Source organism: Streptomyces sp. NPDC004435 (genome assembly GCF_042873895.1).
In the GTDB taxonomy this organism is placed as follows: domain Bacteria; phylum Actinomycetota; class Actinomycetes; order Streptomycetales; family Streptomycetaceae; genus Streptomyces.
On sequence record NZ_JBIAMB010000030.1, the window covers coordinates 1 to 15,736 of the forward strand.

A 15,736-nucleotide genomic window follows, 5' to 3' on the forward strand; every position below is an offset into this window, starting at 1 on the left:
TCCGCAGTTCAGAGGCACCTTGCTTTCCTCCCAGAAGACATGCAGCACAGCAGCTCAAGGAGCTTGAGATGTTGCAACTAGAGAGGTAACTGACAACCGCTGCGAGCGCCGCCCTGCTGAGCGAGGACAAGTACGACCTCGACTACCAGCTGGACGAGGAAGAGGCCGCGGGCTTCGAGCGGTGGCAGGCCGAGCTGGAGGGCGCCGACGCCCGTCAGGAGCAGCAGACTGCCCCCGAGCCGGGCGCCGTGCCCGCGGCGCACGGCGAGGACGATCGTCCGCTGGAGAGCGCGGAGCCCACCTGCTACCGGATCGTGGCCCAGTGCACGGACCCCGACCACCCGGGCGCGGCGGTGCTGACCCACCACGCCTATGGGCGCACGGTCGAGGAGGCTGTGGCCCAGGCGCGGGCCGAGTTGGAGGGGCCGGGCACGGTGTACGGGGACCGGGGCCTGTACCGCGTGGTGGCGGTGTCCGAGGAGAGCCCGCTGACGGAGGAGCGCGAGCAGGAGCTCGCTCGCCGGCGGGTCGTCGACTGGGTGATGGGAGCGGCCCAGGCGGAGCTCCGGGAGCCCACCGGGGTCCCGCACTCGGAGATGTATGGGCTCCTGTGCGACTTCTTCACCCGCGCCATCGTCTTCCCCGGCTGGGGATTCCCTTTCGGCACCGAGAAGGACGACGCCTCCCTGCACACCAGCGACCCCGCCCGGGCCCTGTCCCGTCTCCTCCTCGAACACCTCACGCACCACCAGCTGGAGCTGCGGGAGAGGGGCACCCGGTGAGCGGAGCATCCGATACCCCGGCCGCGCACGGACAGCTCAGCAGCGACCCGGTACGCCGGGTGACGCAGTACCAGACGGCGGGCGTCAACGCCCGGCTGCGGCTGTTCGCGCTCCTCCAGGCCCAGGGCGTGCCCGCGAGCGAGGCGGACGACCTGGTGGCCGCGCTGGAGGCCGGAGCGGTCGCCGGGGCCCAGTGCGAGGTCGTCGAGCTGGACGGGATGGCGCCGGCCTACCGTGGCCCGGTGTTCGAGGACGGCTGGGACGAGGGCGTCAGGACCGTGAGCGAGGCCCTGGTCGACATCGCGGACCGGGGATGGTCCCGGCGCGGCGGCCGGTCGGCAGGGGCCGCTGAACTGGCCGTACATATCGCGGACGTGAGGCAGCGTGAGCGGGCCGACCTGGTGCGCCTGGAGGCGTTCGTGCGGGAGGCCGTACTGCCGGCCACGCACCCGCACACCACGGCCCGGCGCCGGGTCCTGAAGGCGCTGGGCGAGGCCGGCGGCCTGTGCACCGCGCGCACGGTCAACAGCGACGGGGACGTCGTGGTCTGCACGCTCGACGCCGGGCACTACGACCCGGACGACAAGCCGCCCTTCAAGGACGGGAAGCCCGGCGGCCGGCACAAGGCGGACACGTCGATCTGGAACGACGCGGGTGCGGCCAGCACGCCGCACGCGGCCATCTGAAAAACCACAGGAATTCAGACTCAGGGGAGGCGAGGAAATGTCAGCGATTCCGCTCAAGGAACACCAGGTAGACCAGCGCGCCGCGTTTCGCAGGTGGGTCGGATTTCCTGCAAGATCATCTGTGCCCCCGCAGGGTGCCCGGGGCACGATCGTGTCCGCGACCGGCTCCGGCAAGACGATCATGGCCGCCGCGTGCGCGCTGGAGTCGTTCGCGGAGGGGCGGATCCTCGTCACGGTCCCGACCCTGGACCTGCTCGTCCAGACCGCCCAGGCGTGGCGCGCGGTGGGCCACCGGGCCCCGATGGTCGCCGTGTGCTCGCTGGAGAACGACCCGGTCCTCGGCGCGCTGGGTGTGCGGACCACCACCAACGCCATCCAGCTCGCCCTGTGGACCGGACACGGACCCGTGATCGTGTTCGCCACGTACGCCTCCCTCGTGGACCGCGACGACCCGGAGGACCCGACGGGCCGGGGAAAGGTGCGCGGGCCGCTGGAGGCCGCGCTGGCGGGCGGGGAGCGGCTCTACGGCCAGCAGATGGCCCCGTTCAACCTCGCCATCGTGGACGAAGCCCACGGCACCGCCGGCGACCTCGGCCGTCCGTGGGCCGCGATCCACGACAACGCCCGGATCCCGGCGGACTTCCGGCTCTACCTGACCGCGACCCCGCGCATCCTCGCCGCTCCCCGGCCGCAGAAGGGCACGGACGGCCAGGAGGTGGCGCTCGCGACCATGGCTGACGACCCGGACGGGACGTACGGCGCGTGGCTCGCCGAGCTCGGGCTGTCGGAGGCGATCGAGCGGGAGATCCTCGCCGGGTTCGAGATCGACGTCCTGGAGATTCGCGACCCTTCCCCCGTTCTGGGCGAGTCCGAGGAGGCGCGGCGGGGCCGGCGCCTGGCGCTGCTGCAGACCGCGCTCCTGGAGCACGCCGCCGCCTGGAACCTGCGCACCATCATGACCTTCCACCAGAAGGTCGAGGAAGCTGCGGCGTTTGCGGAGAAGCTGCCCGCGACGGCGGCCGAACTGTACGCCACCGACGCCTCGGACGAGGACCTGGCGGCCGCGGAGCAGCTGCCCGCGTCGTCGATCGACGCCGAGTTCTACGAACTGGAGGCCGGCCGCCACGTACCGCCGGACCGGGTCTGGTCGGCGTGGCTGTGCGGCGACCACCTCATCGCCGAGCGCCGTGAGGTCCTGCGGCAGTTCGCCAACGGCATCGACGCCACCGGGCACCGGGTCCACCGCGCCTTCCTCGCCAGCGTGCGCGTCCTCGGAGAAGGCGTGGACATCACCGGCGAGCGGGGCGTCGAGGCCGTGTGCTTCGCCGACACCCGCGGCTCCCAGGTCGAGATCGTGCAGAACATCGGCCGCGCGCTGAGGCTCAACAGGGACGGCAGCACCAAGGTGGCCAGGATCATCGTGCCGGTGTTCCTGGAGCCGAACGAGGACCCCAAGGACATGGTCGCCTCCGCCAGCTTCAAGCCGCTCGTCGCCGTGCTCCAGGGCCTGCGCTCGCATGACGAGCGCCTGGTCGAGCAGCTCGCCTCCCGCGCGCTCACCAGCGGCAAGCGCAAGGTCCACCTGCGGCGAGACGAGGACGGGCGGATCGTCGGCGCCGGCGGCACCGGCGACGGCGAGGACCAGGAGGACGACGACACCCAGGCCGCCGCCGAAGCCGCCCTACTGCACTTCTCCAGCCCGCGCGACGCCGCCACGATCGCCGCGTTCCTGCGGACGCGGGTGTACCGGCCGGAGTCGCTGGTGTGGCTGGAGGGCTACCAGGCCCTCATCCGGTGGCGGAAGGAGAACGAGATCACCGGCGTCTACGCCGTCCCCTACGACGTCGAGGTCGCAGTCGGCGTCACCAAGGACTTCCCGCTCGGGCGGTGGGTGCACCAGCAGAGGAAGGCGCTGCGGTCCGGGGAGCTGGAGGACCGGCGCAAGACGCTGCTGGACGCCCCGGAGGCGGGGATGGTGTGGGAGCCGGGCGAGGAGGCGTGGGAGGCCAAGCTCGCCGCGCTGCGGTCGTACCGGCGGGCCACCGGGCACCTCGCGCCCCGGCAGGACGCCGTGTGGGGCGAGGGCGAGGCAATGGTGCCCATCGGGCAGCACATGGCCAACCTGCGCCGGAAGGGCGGCCTGGGCAAGGATCCGAAGCGGGCGGCGGAGCGCGCGGCGCAGCTGGCGGCGATCGACCCGGACTGGAACTGCCCCTGGCCCCTGAATTGGCAGCGCCACTACCGGGTGCTCGCCGACCTCGTCGACGCCGACGGCCAGCTGCCCCACATCGCGCCGGGCGTCGTCTTCGACGGCGATGACATCGGCACCTGGCGCTGGAGGCAGCAGGAACTGGGCACCTGGGCGCAGCTGATGCCCGAGCAGCGCGAACGGCTGACCAGGCTGGGCGTGCAGGCCGCTGCCCTCCACGTGGCGGCCGCCGCCCCGGCGGAGCTCCGTCCGTCGCTGGCCGCCGCCCTCAGGGGGTCGAAGAAGCCGGGGAGCAAGGCCGAGGCGGCGTTCCAGCGGGGCCTGGCCGCCCTGGCCCAGTGGGTGGAGAAGGAAGGGCAGCGGGCCGTCCCGCGCGGCGCGGTCGTGGAGGTCGAGGTCGAGGTCGATGGCGAGGCGGAGCCGGTACCAGTGAAGCTGGGCGTGTGGCTCTCGAACACCAAGAGCCGACGCGACAAGCTCACCCCGGAGCAGCGCGCCGCGCTCGCCGGGCTGGGCATGGAGTGGGCGGGCGTGGTGCCGGCCGTCGCCGCCGCCCCGGAGCCGTCGGCCCCGCAGCCCGCGCCGGCGGCGGCCCCGGCAGAGCGGTCGCCGTGGGACCACCATTTCGAGTGCGACAAGACGCACTACGAAGGCGGGACCTGCACCTGCGACCTCATCGAGCGATACGGACCGGACTCCGAACGCGACGACTACTGACCTGCTTTCCACGTCTGACCGGACCCCGAGGCAGTTGAGCCCGGGGTCCGGTACTGGGATGGGGGTGTCTCAACGCACGGGGTTATGCGGGCTGGGTGTCGAGCCGCTCGTCGAGGACAAGTGTGTGGCCCGGCTTGCTGACCGTGCCGGGTTCGAGGCCCTCAAGCCATGCCTTGAAGCGACGGTAGAGAGGGGCGCAGGCGCTCTTGTTGGGGTCGGTGTCCATGAGGGCCAGGTAGCCGGACTGGCCGTACGCGGTCTCCCAGAGCGCTTCGAGGATCGTCACCAGGTTGTCGCCGGAAACCTCGATCGTCTGCATGCCGCTGTCCTGCTTGGTGATGCGCCCTGGTGAGAGGTTGGGGTTCTTCTTGAAGGTTGCTTGCTTGGCGACCGGCCCGGCCTGGCCCGGCTGGTCCTGGACGACGCTGGTGAGCCACTCCGGTGACCAGGTGCCGAAGGCCCTACGGGCGAGGAACGTCCAGGTGTCCTCGTGGCAGGTGAGTGTGATGTAGGAGACCGTGGCGGCTGCATTCAGAACGTCGAGATGCATGCGGTACAGCATCGTGGTGGTTTCTTCTCGGCGGGCTTGCTCGGCCGCACGTTCCCGTTCCTGCTCCTGTTGCTGCCTGGCGTCCTCGGCGCGCTTTTGGCGTTGCTCTTCGCGGTCCTCCTCGCGCCATCGCTTCTCCTGCTCCCACTTCTCGGCAGCGATCGCCCGCTTCTGTTTCTGGTTCTCCTGCCATTGCGCAGCCAGAGCCTTGAACATCCAGATCCTCCCGCTGGGTACCGGATCTTGATGATCCCGCCCTGGGCGGGGCCATTGGGCGGCGTCCATCGAATTGCCTGGTCGGTATCCGGCCAAATCTGCCCCGCCTGTGTGACTCCCCGTAAAGGCCCCGGGCGCGGCCTGGAGTCGCAGTGCTCGTCCTCCAGCCCGTACTGCTAGCTCCAGGCGCACGGCCGGGGGGAGCGGCGTCAGCGGGAATGCCGGCTCGGCTGTCGTACGGGTAAGGGGGTGTCGCTCTGGCGGCCCATCAGGAACTGCGCCCTGCGGTAGGGGTTCCTACCGTGGTGGTGGGAGCGGCGTACAGGACCGCTGCTCCTTGCTGGTTGGCGTCGGCCCCTCCCTGCCCCTCCCGAGGGGCCGACCCCGCCGTGAGGCTGGTCGGCATCTCACTCACAGCCTGGCCTCTACGGTCCCGCCGGGCCGGGCGCGGACTGGGGGCTGCATGGTCTCGGTGATCCTCACCGTGGAGGGCGCGGCCGACGCCGCAGGTGAGTAGGCCGCACCGTGCGGTGGCCGGAGGGGGGCCGTGTCCGCTTCACCGGTCGGGGAGTTGACCGGGCATGGAGAACATCACCACTGCGGCCGGGGCCATGGTGCCGGGTGCCGCGATCGAGCAGTTGCTGTTCACGGCCGACTGGCTCACGGGTGTACGCGGCGCTGCGAACGCCACCCTCACCGAGCAGGCCGATTCCGCGTACAGGCTGGCGTACGCCCTGTCGGGCGGGGGCGAGCTCCATCCGGACGCGCACAGCGCCGCTCTGGCCAACCTCCTGCACAGCGTGGCGCCGGGCATCGTCGCGTTCGCTCTGCACCACCTGCGCCCTCTCCTGCCCGGCCTCACCGACGAGCAGTGGGCGCGTATCGACGCGGCTGCCGTCGAACTGGACCTGCGGGTGTGCGAGGACCTCAGCGGCGCCAGCGTTGCCGAGGAGGCCGCGGGGCCCGCGCCGGCTCACGCCTCATGCGCAGCCGGCCGAGCCGGAGCCGACTGCGGTCCAGCGCCGGAGCGGTCCTGATCCGGGCCGGGCGGAGGAGGTTCCTGGCGCCGTGCGGGTGGTGACCCGCACACAACCAGGCGAAACTTTGGTTGTCGTGAGGCGGTTTCGTGGTCTAAAGTTTCGACATGGATGATCTGTGGAACCACCTGGACGAGGCGGACTGCGGCATCGACGGAAACGTCGTGCGCGCAGAGCAGTTCGCCGCCGAGTTCCGGGCCGTGCTGACGGACCTCGTCTGGCGTGAGACCAAGCGCCGCATGCTGCTCGCCGAGGGCGGCCACCCTCACAGCCCCAACGCGATCGCCCCCGGCGAGGACGCCAAGAACGTGCACCTGGAGTACGTCCAGGTCGCCTGCGAGGCCGGCGATTTGATGCGCCGCCTGGCCGCCGAGGGCGCGGCGCGGGCCGGCCGGTCGGGCGCCTCCTACGCCGAACTCGGCTCGTACGCTCTCGGGATCACCCGTCAGGCCGCCCGCAAGCGATGGCCCGGCGTCGTCGGGAAGCGCTGGACGCTCTACACGATCACCGGCAGCACCTCGCCCCACGGCCGGGCCACGCAGATCTTCACCAGCTTCGGCAAGGCCATCGACCACATCCAGGGCGTCATGGGCAGCGTTCCCAACGAGGAGACCCCGGTCGCCGCTGTCCTTTTCGACTCCTCCCGTCAGGTCGCCTGGTGCGGGGTGCACAACGACGCCACCTGGGGCGTCGACGAGGTCGAGCTCCCCTGGGACCTGTGGACCGTCCCCTCCCCCGACTCCCCCGCCCACGCCGAATGGCACGACCAGTGGGAGCGGCACGTCCTTCCCCTGCGGACCTGACCCGCAAGGGACCGGCCCCTCACCTCTAAAGCGGCTCCCCGCCCCCCCATACACGCCCCGCGCGTCACGGCAGTGACGCGCGGGGCGCTGCACATTCCGGTCAACGCCGCGGCTCGGCGCAGCACCGCCGCGCCATCCGGACGGGTGATTTCCCTTCGCGTACGCGGGCGCAGTCCTAGCGGAGAATATCCAACTTGCCCATTTTCAATAGCACTTGACATGTTTTCATGCGCTCTGTCATGTTCTGTGCTGCCGCTTCCGGCGACCGAGCGAGAGGTGATCTCATGCGACGAACCGAGTACGACGATGGCCAGGCCGCCAGGCGCCTGAAGGTGCCCGTAGCAGCCTTCCGGTGGGCCCGGCACACCGGTCTGGTCCCGGCCGCGGACGTGTCTTCCTGCCAGTGGTCCCGGGCCGCCGTGGAGGCGCTGGACGCCGACGCCATCTGGGCCGCGATGCCCTCCCCGCCGATCTCCGGCGGCGCGGCGGCCGACCGGATCGCCGCCTCTCTTGGGACCCCGAACCGGACCATTCGCGGCGAGCCGGCGAACGTGACGGCGTTCGTTGTCCGCCGGTTCGTCGACCGCGGCCTCCTGGTCGACCTGAGCGCGAACCCGGACGGCACGCTGCACCACCCCGGCCAGGTCGAGGAGGTCTGCCGGCGCGATGACCTGGCGGCCCTGGTCGCCGCCGACACCCCGCTCGGGCCCAAGCAGGCCGCCGCCCGGCTCGGGGTGCGACGCGCCGACTTCAACCACATGGTCCGGCTCGGCTGGGTCCGCTCCCCGCAGTCGGTCGAGGTCCGCTTCGGCACCAGCCGGGCCGGGGCCGTCAACGTCGCGCTCTACACCACAGCGTCCGTCGACGCGATGCCCGCCGAACACCCCGAGGTCGACTGGGAGCAGCTGCGCACCGTGGAGAAGGGCCGGCGCTCCCCTCTCGCGGCACTGCGTCCGCACGCGGCACCCGTACCGGCGTAAGCCGCCGAGGTCCGTACGCCCGCCCGCGTCCCGCACCGCCCGGAAGGGCGGCCCGGGACGCGGGCGGCTCTTGCGTGCCGCTCACGCCTGCCCGGCCGCCGGCTCCCACAGGGGTCGGGCACGACCGGTCCCGCCGCAGTGGAAGCACAGGCCGCCTCCCGGCGTGCTGCGGGCGCCGACGGTGCCGGCGGCGTGGCGGAAGAGCCGGGTGAGGCCCACCGCGTGCGCCTCGTGGAGCGGGAGCTCCTGCCGTCTGCCGAGCGTGACCTCCAGCGCGACGCCGGGGCCGGTGAAGTGGGCGTGCATGCCCCCGGTGACCGCACGGAGCGTCTCGTCCACGTCGCGCATCGACTCCGCACCGGACAGCTGCACACGGGCCGCGAGGACGGTGTCGTCGGCCGCGGCGAAGGACAGCAGCCCGGCCGGGCGGGCGAGCGGCCCGACACGGCCCACGGGATCGGGGTGGGTGTGGTGGAGCTGGGCCAGGGCGTGCCACAGGTCGCCCGGCAGATCCTGGTGGGGCGCGGTCTCTTCTCGGCTACGTCTCATACGGCCCTGTGTAGGGCCTGCGGGTCGCCGGCGGCGCCGGGTGGGCCCGCCCGTCCCGCGCGGTGGCACGGGGACTTCGGGTCCTGTTCCGCCCGCCGGGCCAGACGCCAGGCAGTCCGCCCCGCAGCGAGGGCGTGCTTGGCGCCGCCTACTCCGGGCCGGGGTCGCGCAGCGGGTTCTCGTGACCGCAGTCCCAGCAGCCCACGGTCTCGGGGAGGTTCTCGAACCGTATGCCGGGGACGCCGAAGGAGCCGTCGATGCGGAAGCCTCCGCAGTTCTGGCACGGCGTGGCGTGGAAGGGCTTGTTGCAGCGGAGGCAGGTGCCTTCCGCGCTGGTCCGGTCGAGGCGGGTGACTCGGGTATCTGCGCTGCCGCATCGCACGCAGAACGCTTCTTGGGCCGTCATGGTTCTGGTGTACCTCAGGTTCGCGCCATCGTTCCCCCTGCTCCGCCCAAGGGCACGTTCGAGGTTGCGGGAACAGCGCAGGGCCAGGTGACGCATCCTGCACGACATCACCGACTCCGTGGTCATGAGATCTACTCAAAGTCTCAGACGGCCATGGCTCCCTGGTCGTACCGTCCTTTCGTAGCCCTGTATCAATCCCGTTGGGGAGATCGAGTGTTTGAAGATGTCGACCCGGTAGCCGACGACGAAGACGAAGACCGCTATGGCGGAAAGATCCTTTCCGTCATTCCCGCGCCTGAGGGGTGGTTCGTCGGCACCCAGGTATCGCACCTCAAGGGCGGGGCGGAGACGTACGAGGAACCAAAGGTCTATCCGTTGATCGCCTGGGTTCTTGTCGATGCGATGTTCCGTGATGGCGGCCGCGCGACTCAGGTGGAGCCGCTGTTCCTGACCGAAGTTGGCATCGCGCACACGACGGAGTTCCGCTGGCAACAAGGAGCAGGCGACGTGGACGACGAGGGCCAGCGCACGCTGGTGGCCGTCGACGTCCTTCCAGCGCCTGGGGCTGTCGCGAACGTCCCTGCCTACGGCGAGGGCAGCTTCAAAGGGTGATCAAGTGAAACGTAGCGGGGCCGGGTTGCTCCAGGCTGGTGACTTCGACGAGGGCATGTCAGTGGCGCGTCCTACGGTGCGTGCTCATGACGCGTCGTACCCGTTTCCTGGTCGCAGAGCATCCGGCCATCGCCGCACAGTGGGATCCGGAGCTGAACGCCGACCTGGACCTGGCGCGGATCGGTCCCGGTTCCCACAAACCCGTGTTCTGGCGGTGCGACGAGGGGCACGTGTGGCAGGCCCAGGTCCACTCCCGCGTCGCCGGGAGCGGCTGCCCGCAGTGTGCCGGGTATGTGCCCCGTGGCCGGACCACGTTCAGTGAGCACTCGCCCGACCTCGTAGCAGAGTGGCACCCGCGCAACGACGCCTCGCCGGACCGTTTCGGGCCCGGCTCTCAGCGCAAGGTCTGGTGGCACTGTCCGATCGGGCACGAGTACCAGGCGCGAATATCCAACCGCAGCCGCGGCACCGGCTGCCCGGACTGCGCCAGGGCTGGCCGCTATGCCCCGGCCGGCTTCTTGGCCGACATGCCCGAGCTGTTCGCCCAGGTGGACCCCGACACCGCACCGTCCGACGTGGCAGAACTACTGGTCAACTCCCCCACACGACTGGGATGGCGGTGTTCCCAGGGCCACCGCTGGGAGGCGAAGGTGCGCCACCGGGCCATAGCCAGGTCGGGCTGCCCGGTCTGCGCCAGGCGGAAGCGTGCTCCCGCTCTCCCCCAGGCGCGGCCGGATCTGGCGGCGCAGTGGCACCCCGTACGCAACGACGGACTGACGGCCGAAGCCGTCACCACCGGATCGCACCGCCTGGTCTGGTGGAAGTGCAACGAGTGCGCCGGCGAGTTCCGGGCCAAGGTATTCCACCGCGTCCGCGGCGTGACCACATGCCCCTCCTGCTCCGGCCGGGTGCGCTACCAGGCACTGTCGAGTGAGAGTCCTGAGGTCGCGGCGCTGTGGCACCCGTCCCTGAACGGGGCCCTCACTCCGACAACGGTGACCGCCGGGGCCAATGTGCCGGTCTGGTGGCGGTGCCCTGCCGGACACGAGCCCTGGTCCGCTCAGGTGGCACAGGTATTCATGGGCAGACAGGGCTGCCCGCGCTGCCGGAAACGGACCAATGTCTCCCGGCAGGAGACGGACCTGTTCGCCGAACTTCAGCTCGTCCTCACGGGCGGGGAGCAGCAGTACCCGCTGCAGACGCCACACGGCCGCTACCGGCTCGACATGCTCTTCCCCGGGGGCGACGACCAGGCCCTGGTCGTGGAGTTCGACGGCTCGTACTGGCACCGCGACGCCGAAGAACGCGATCGACTGAAGGCGGAGGCCGTAGAACTCCACCGGCCTGGCTGGATGGTGGTACGGGTGCGCGAGGAACCGCTGCGGCCGACCTGGCATCGCGATGTGGTCGTGCCGCACCTGGCAGACCCCTTCACGGCCGCAAGCGTCGTTCTTGAGCACCTGTTGCCGCTGATGCCGTGGCCCGACGAGACCCGTCAGCGTGCGCGCGACTACCTCAAGGGCGGGCGCCGTCTGGGAGCTGTGCTGGCCCAAGGTCTGATCAACAAGAGGCGGCCTGCCGCCCCACCGGCCAGCGACCGACCCGCGCCCCGGCTTCGCTCGGGTCGCATTGCGGGCGTGCAGTCTGCGCTGTGGTGAGGGGCGGCCGTCGGGGTCGGGCTACTCGGCCACGTCGTTGGGGTCAGGCAGTCGGGGCGGGAAGTGCCGCTCCAGGATCTCCGCCCACCGGTGCAGGACGACGAACCCAGTGGTGTCGGCCTGCGCCTGGACCAGCTCAGCGAGGGCGTCGACGAACGGCTGGGCAGGTGTGCCGGGCTGCAGCTCAGCGGCGGCCTGCTTCAACCGTTCATGCGCGGCTGGGAAGACGCCCTTCGCCCACGCGTCCTGTTCCTTGATACGCCTGGAGCCGTCCTCGAAGCCGATCTGCATGATGATCCACTGCGGACAGTCCGGGGTGTGCCACATCTGGATCGGCATACCCACCCCGACGCAGGCGTTCTCCGGTCCCGGTCCCGCTTTGCAGTCCGGGCACAGCTCGCCCTCGCTCTTCGCGAAGCCCTCCATCGTCTGCTCCCCTCGCCTGGAAGCCACGAGCCTGCCACGGAAAATCGCCAGCTGACCAGGGCTTTAGGTATGGCAATCGCTGGAGCTGGTGGCCTGCGGGAGCGGACCGGGTCCGGCCTAGAGCAGGTGGGCAGTCGCACGAGATGATGCCTGTCAGCACAACGGAGGCACGGTTGATCATCTTTGATACGAACGCGGTGAATCTTCTCCCGCCGTCCGGTCCTCGGGCCGACATCATCCGCAAGCTGCGGCAGTCCGGCCATCACAAGGTGGCCGTACCGTGGATGGTCATGGAGGAGCTGGTCGCCCACCAGACGAAGCACTATCCCGACAAGTACCGGACTGTCGTGAACACCCTGGCAAAGCTGAACGAGGCGCTGCCGTGGGAGTTGGAGAGCTCCCTGGAGCCGCTCGATCTGGACCGTCTCGTTGCGCACTGGCGCAGCGAGTACGAGGAGATCTTCGAGGTCATCGACACCAGCGGAGAGGCCGCCCGCAGGGCTCTGTCACGAGAGGCCATGGCCCTTCCGCCGGCGAAGGCGACCAAGGACCGGTCGGAGGGCGGCCGTGACGCGGCGGTCTGGTTCTCCATCCTCGAGTACATGAGGGAGAACCCGGACGAGGAAGTCTGCTTCGTCACGAGTAACACCAAGGACTTCGGCGACGGCGTCACCTATCCCTATCCGATGAACGAGGACGTACGCGGCCTGGAGGGCCGGCTCAATCGGCTCACCGACTTCAATGCAGTCGTCTCGAAGTTCACCAAGGAGGTGTCCGGGCAGGACGCCGAAGCAGCCGCCGAGGAGCTGCTGAAATCGCTGTCCGTCCGCAAGCGGGTGGCGCAGACCGCGGTCGAGGTACTCAGCTCGCCGATCGGATTCATCGGCCTGGACAGCGCCGAGGCCTCCGTGCAGTGGCGCCAGTGGCTGACCTCTCCCGAAGCTGAGCTACTGAGCATCACGAACGTCCTCGGTCACGAGATCGAGGACAGCATCTGGTACACGGCCAACACCCGGTGGCTGCTGTACGGGGCAGCCGTCAACGGCGACAGCGAGGACGTGCGGTACGTGTCGTGCGTCTGGGAGATGAAGGTCCTCTTCTCGGCGGACGACGGGGACGAGGCGCCGACCCTGCTGACCCCCGGCGAGCCTGTGCTCCCGGACACGGCGGACGCGCGGTGCATGGAGATCCTGAAGAAGCTGAAGGCCAGGGCTGCCCGCATGGCGCGGGTCGTGCGCAACCAGTTGTTCCACTCTTCCGGCGGCAACCTGTTCGCCGATGTCATGCCCACACTCGATGTCGCCAGCGCCCTGACCCGCAGCCTCTCCGGCGTGGTCCCCCCGGTCGATCTGGGGTTCTTCGAGCAGATCAGAGCGTCAATGCCCACGCTCGACATCGCCAGCGTGCTGCCTAAGCCCGACTTCAGCGGGCTGGTTCCCCCGATGGACTTCAGTTACCTCGTACCAAAGGTCGACTACAGCTGCCTCTTCCCGCAGACAGACCTCAACCAGATCGCGGCAGCAGCGCTGGCAGCGGGAATCCAAACCACTGACACAGACGACGATGACGAAGATGCCTCCATCTCCGACATCGACGACAGCTCGGATCCGAAGGCCGAACCAAGCGACACAGACACCCCGGACACAGACGACTGACGGATCGGGTCGTCCTGGCACAGCGCCGACCGAAGCCACGAACCACCGGTTCCCTTACGGCCCTATGCAGGACCTGCGGTGGGCTGGCGCCGTTAGATCGGCCAGCCCGTCCCGCCCGGTGACGCGGTGACTTCGAGACCGGCCCCGCTGTGCGGCCTGACGGCTGCCGACCGCACAGCGGGCTTGCACGGTCAGGTCCGCCGGCGGAACCAGCCGCCGCCCCTCTCCGGCTCGCGACCGTCCTGCGGCTCCGACGGAGCGGCGGCCGCGAGGCGAGCGGCTTCAGCGGCGGCCTCCTGGCGGGCGACATCGTCGGCGCGACACAGACCGCACACCGACCTGTCCCCCGCTCGTACGGCGGTCCGGTGCACGGTGATCTCCTCCCAGCGCTCGTCGGTGAACCTCCGCCCGCACCGTGTGCACACCGGGCGCCGCGCCTCCCGCTCAGCGGCCCGGCGCCGCTTGTCCTCCGCGTCCGCGCGGGCTTCCTGGGCGCGGTAGAGGGTGTGGCCGTCGGGGTTGTCGAGCGCGTCCGTCAGCGTCTGCTCACCGGTCCGTCCCAGCCGCCGCCACACCTCCGCCCCGGCGCCGTGCTCCTGGAGCTGTTCCAGGGTGGTGACGACAACGGGGACTGCCTGGCGGTAGTCCCGCGCGGTGATGGCCTTCTCGTAGAGGGTGTCGTACCGGCGCGGCGCCCAGTAGCGTCGGCCGGCCTCCTCCAGCACGGCGACCGTGTTGGCGACCTTCGCCTCGGTGGTGTCGGCAAACACGAACGCGAGGGGGGCCAGGCCCTCGCGGCCGGTCGGCGGGTAGACGCGGCGCCACAGCCGCTGCTCGTGACCGACGTGCTCGATCGCATCCGGCCGGGAGCGGATCAAGTCCACGGTGCGCTTGTCCGCGTCCTTCGGCAGCAGCTGGCCCCACTGCCAGTACCGGCGCAGCTTGGTCACCAGGTCGTGCGCGTCCTCGGTACGGCGGTCGACCTCCACCAGGAGCACGGGCACCCCGGCGTCCGGCGCGCGCACCACCAGGTCCGCCCGCTGCACGTAGCCGTCGCCGAGCCGGTGCCCGATCTCGGTCTGGAAGCCGAGCCGGTGGCCGATGCCTGCGCGGTGGAGTTCGGCGGCCGTCGAGGTGACCGCCGCAGCGTGCTCGTCGTAGCCGGCACCAAACAGCTTCCCGGTGACCGGGTCGTACTTCTTTTCCCGCAGTGCCGAGAGGCGTATGCCTTTCGGCTCCAGCAGTAGCTTCGCCTCGTCGTGTCCGCGCTTGGTCAGCACCCACACCTGCCGCTGGTCTTCCCGGACCGTTTCGATCCGCACCAGGTGGTGGTCCTCCAGGTCCAGGAGGTTGTCGCGTACGAGCTTGTCGTGCTGGTTGCCCGGGCGGGTCAGTTTCCACAGCTGGTCGGGCGTAGCCCTCTGGAAGATCCCCAGCGCCTGCAGGAGCTCCCGGCGTCGGGGCCCGGTCGAGTTCTTCCGGTGAGTGGGACGCCTGGCTACATCTACATGAGGGATGTCGGCGCTGCGCCGACCCCCTTTCCGCTGGGCCTGACCTGCGGAAACGCCCGGCTTCCGACGGCGGGGTGTGGAGGGGGTGATGGAGGGGTCCACGGAGGGGGTCTGTCCGGCCGGGTCAAAGGGCTGCTCGGGCTCGGTGCTCGCCACAGGATGCTCCTGGAGGTGGGGCGGGCCTGTCCCGCCATTCACCTTCTACAGGTGCGGTTTTCGGGCTTGGTGTGACGCCGGCCTCGAAGAACCTCTCCGCCGTGACCGCATCGTGATCAACGCGAAGGGAGAGTTCTCCCCCGTCGGCGCCCGGTCTCTGTCCACAGGACCGCAGCCCGAGCATCGGGTTCGAGGCCGCCGCGATCAGCGGGGCGGCCCGTACGTGAGGAACTGTCCGTGATCATGATTCAGAACCCGCCTCTGTTCCCGGTTCCCGGCGTGCCGCTCGTTCCGTTGACACCGGAGGTGGCAATCAGCGCCTTCGATTACCTCCGGGCCGTTCAGGCCGGTGATATCGAAGCGGCTGCCAAGTTCGCCGACGCCCATCCGCAGATGCCTTCGATGCTCGTCAACGTCGCCGAGCGGATCATTATCCCGGTCACCGCCCTGTGCGGTCTCGACCCGGACCCGTGCGACGACTCCTTCGCCCTGGAGGCCGTCGGGCGGGTCCTCGTGGCCACCCTGCGCAACTGGTCGATGCAGGCCGGGCCGTGCACCGCGGAAGGCATCGCCCGCGCAGTCATCGACTTCGTCGCGCACATCCTCACCGACGACGACCGTGAGGACGTCTCCGACACCCTGTACGAACTGGAGGTCGTCGGCGTGGGCCAGGCCCTTGAGGCGCATCCCGCACCGAACGGTGCGCACCCGACGCACCACACCACCGCGTAGCCGTACCTCCAGGACGGCGGTGGTGCGGTGCGGCGCGCATCCCCGGCGCAC

Annotated in this window: 16 protein-coding genes; 10 read left to right on the forward strand and 6 right to left on the reverse strand. The window is 70.2% G+C overall.

Annotated features, from left to right (window positions below):
- Positions 1-77: 77 nt before the first annotated feature.
- Positions 78-263, reverse strand: coding sequence for a hypothetical protein (locus ACFYT9_RS36295; RefSeq protein WP_389170711.1), 186 nt, complete (start codon positions 261-263; stop codon positions 78-80).
- On the opposite strand from ACFYT9_RS36295, the gene ACFYT9_RS36300 reads away from it, so the two are divergent.
- Genes ACFYT9_RS36300 through ACFYT9_RS36310 form a run of 3 tightly spaced genes read left to right on the forward strand, consistent with a single transcriptional unit; the run spans position 249 to position 4,394 of the window.
- Entirely contained in the window at positions 249-782 is a 534-nt protein-coding gene (locus ACFYT9_RS36300; protein ID WP_389170714.1) for a hypothetical protein, read from the forward strand. The genes ACFYT9_RS36295 and ACFYT9_RS36300 overlap by 15 nt on opposite strands.
- A complete protein-coding gene (locus tag ACFYT9_RS36305) occupies positions 779-1,468 on the forward strand; it encodes a hypothetical protein (RefSeq protein ID WP_389170717.1) in 690 nt (229 codons plus the stop codon). Before ACFYT9_RS36300 ends, ACFYT9_RS36305 begins: the two co-directional genes overlap by 4 nt.
- Before the next feature lie 37 nt (positions 1,469-1,505).
- Complete coding sequence (locus ACFYT9_RS36310; protein WP_389170720.1) at positions 1,506-4,394, forward strand: Helicase associated domain protein; 2,889 nt, start codon at positions 1,506-1,508, stop codon at positions 4,392-4,394.
- An 82-nt stretch (positions 4,395-4,476) separates the two neighbouring features.
- Here ACFYT9_RS36310 and ACFYT9_RS36315 read toward each other — a convergent pair whose 3' ends face one another.
- Positions 4,477-5,160, reverse strand: a complete 684-nt coding sequence (locus ACFYT9_RS36315) for a hypothetical protein (RefSeq protein ID WP_389170723.1) — start codon at positions 5,158-5,160, stop codon at positions 4,477-4,479.
- 581 nt (positions 5,161-5,741) lie between these two features.
- Between ACFYT9_RS36315 and ACFYT9_RS36320 the strand changes: the two genes are divergently transcribed.
- The 3 genes from ACFYT9_RS36320 (at position 5,742) to ACFYT9_RS36330 (ending at position 7,980) form a co-directional block, all read left to right on the forward strand.
- Positions 5,742-6,197 (forward strand): hypothetical protein, encoded by a 456-nt coding sequence (locus tag ACFYT9_RS36320; RefSeq protein ID WP_389170726.1) that lies wholly within the window; start codon positions 5,742-5,744, stop codon positions 6,195-6,197.
- Between the two features lie 107 nt (positions 6,198-6,304).
- Positions 6,305-7,000, forward strand: coding sequence for a hypothetical protein (locus ACFYT9_RS36325; protein WP_389170729.1), 696 nt, complete (start codon positions 6,305-6,307; stop codon positions 6,998-7,000).
- A gap of 284 nt (positions 7,001-7,284) precedes the next feature.
- Positions 7,285-7,980: a hypothetical protein gene (locus ACFYT9_RS36330; RefSeq protein ID WP_389170732.1), complete on the forward strand. Its 696-nt coding sequence runs from the start codon at positions 7,285-7,287 to the stop codon at positions 7,978-7,980.
- A gap of 81 nt (positions 7,981-8,061) precedes the next feature.
- Here ACFYT9_RS36330 and ACFYT9_RS36335 read toward each other — a convergent pair whose 3' ends face one another.
- Both ACFYT9_RS36335 and ACFYT9_RS36340 read right to left on the reverse strand, forming a co-directional pair.
- Entirely contained in the window at positions 8,062-8,529 is a 468-nt protein-coding gene (locus ACFYT9_RS36335) for a hypothetical protein (RefSeq protein WP_389170734.1), read from the reverse strand.
- 148 nt (positions 8,530-8,677) lie between these two features.
- Positions 8,678-8,935, reverse strand: coding sequence for a hypothetical protein (locus ACFYT9_RS36340; protein ID WP_389170737.1), 258 nt, complete (start codon positions 8,933-8,935; stop codon positions 8,678-8,680).
- Between the two features lie 213 nt (positions 8,936-9,148).
- Here ACFYT9_RS36340 and ACFYT9_RS36345 point away from each other — a divergent pair, with 213 nt between their 5' ends.
- Together ACFYT9_RS36345 and ACFYT9_RS36350 are read left to right on the forward strand one after the other, a co-directional pair.
- Complete coding sequence (locus tag ACFYT9_RS36345; RefSeq protein ID WP_389170740.1) at positions 9,149-9,547, forward strand: hypothetical protein; 399 nt, start codon at positions 9,149-9,151, stop codon at positions 9,545-9,547.
- 86 nt (positions 9,548-9,633) lie between these two features.
- Positions 9,634-11,205: a zinc-ribbon domain-containing protein gene (locus tag ACFYT9_RS36350; protein ID WP_389170743.1), complete on the forward strand. Its 1,572-nt coding sequence runs from the start codon at positions 9,634-9,636 to the stop codon at positions 11,203-11,205.
- A 21-nt stretch (positions 11,206-11,226) separates the two neighbouring features.
- Here the strand turns inward: ACFYT9_RS36350 and ACFYT9_RS36355 are convergent, their stop codons facing one another.
- Complete coding sequence (locus ACFYT9_RS36355; RefSeq protein ID WP_389170745.1) at positions 11,227-11,631, reverse strand: hypothetical protein; 405 nt, start codon at positions 11,629-11,631, stop codon at positions 11,227-11,229.
- 173 nt (positions 11,632-11,804) lie between these two features.
- On the opposite strand from ACFYT9_RS36355, the gene ACFYT9_RS36360 reads away from it, so the two are divergent.
- Positions 11,805-13,286 (forward strand): PIN domain-containing protein, encoded by a 1,482-nt coding sequence (locus ACFYT9_RS36360; protein ID WP_389170748.1) that lies wholly within the window; start codon positions 11,805-11,807, stop codon positions 13,284-13,286.
- A gap of 191 nt (positions 13,287-13,477) precedes the next feature.
- On the opposite strand, the gene ACFYT9_RS36365 is transcribed toward ACFYT9_RS36360, so the two are convergent.
- Positions 13,478-14,953: a replication-relaxation family protein gene (locus ACFYT9_RS36365; protein ID WP_389170751.1), complete on the reverse strand. Its 1,476-nt coding sequence runs from the start codon at positions 14,951-14,953 to the stop codon at positions 13,478-13,480.
- A gap of 243 nt (positions 14,954-15,196) precedes the next feature.
- Between ACFYT9_RS36365 and ACFYT9_RS36370 the strand changes: the two genes are divergently transcribed.
- Positions 15,197-15,685: a hypothetical protein gene (locus ACFYT9_RS36370; RefSeq protein WP_389171002.1), complete on the forward strand. Its 489-nt coding sequence runs from the start codon at positions 15,197-15,199 to the stop codon at positions 15,683-15,685.
- Positions 15,686-15,736 lie beyond the last annotated feature (51 nt).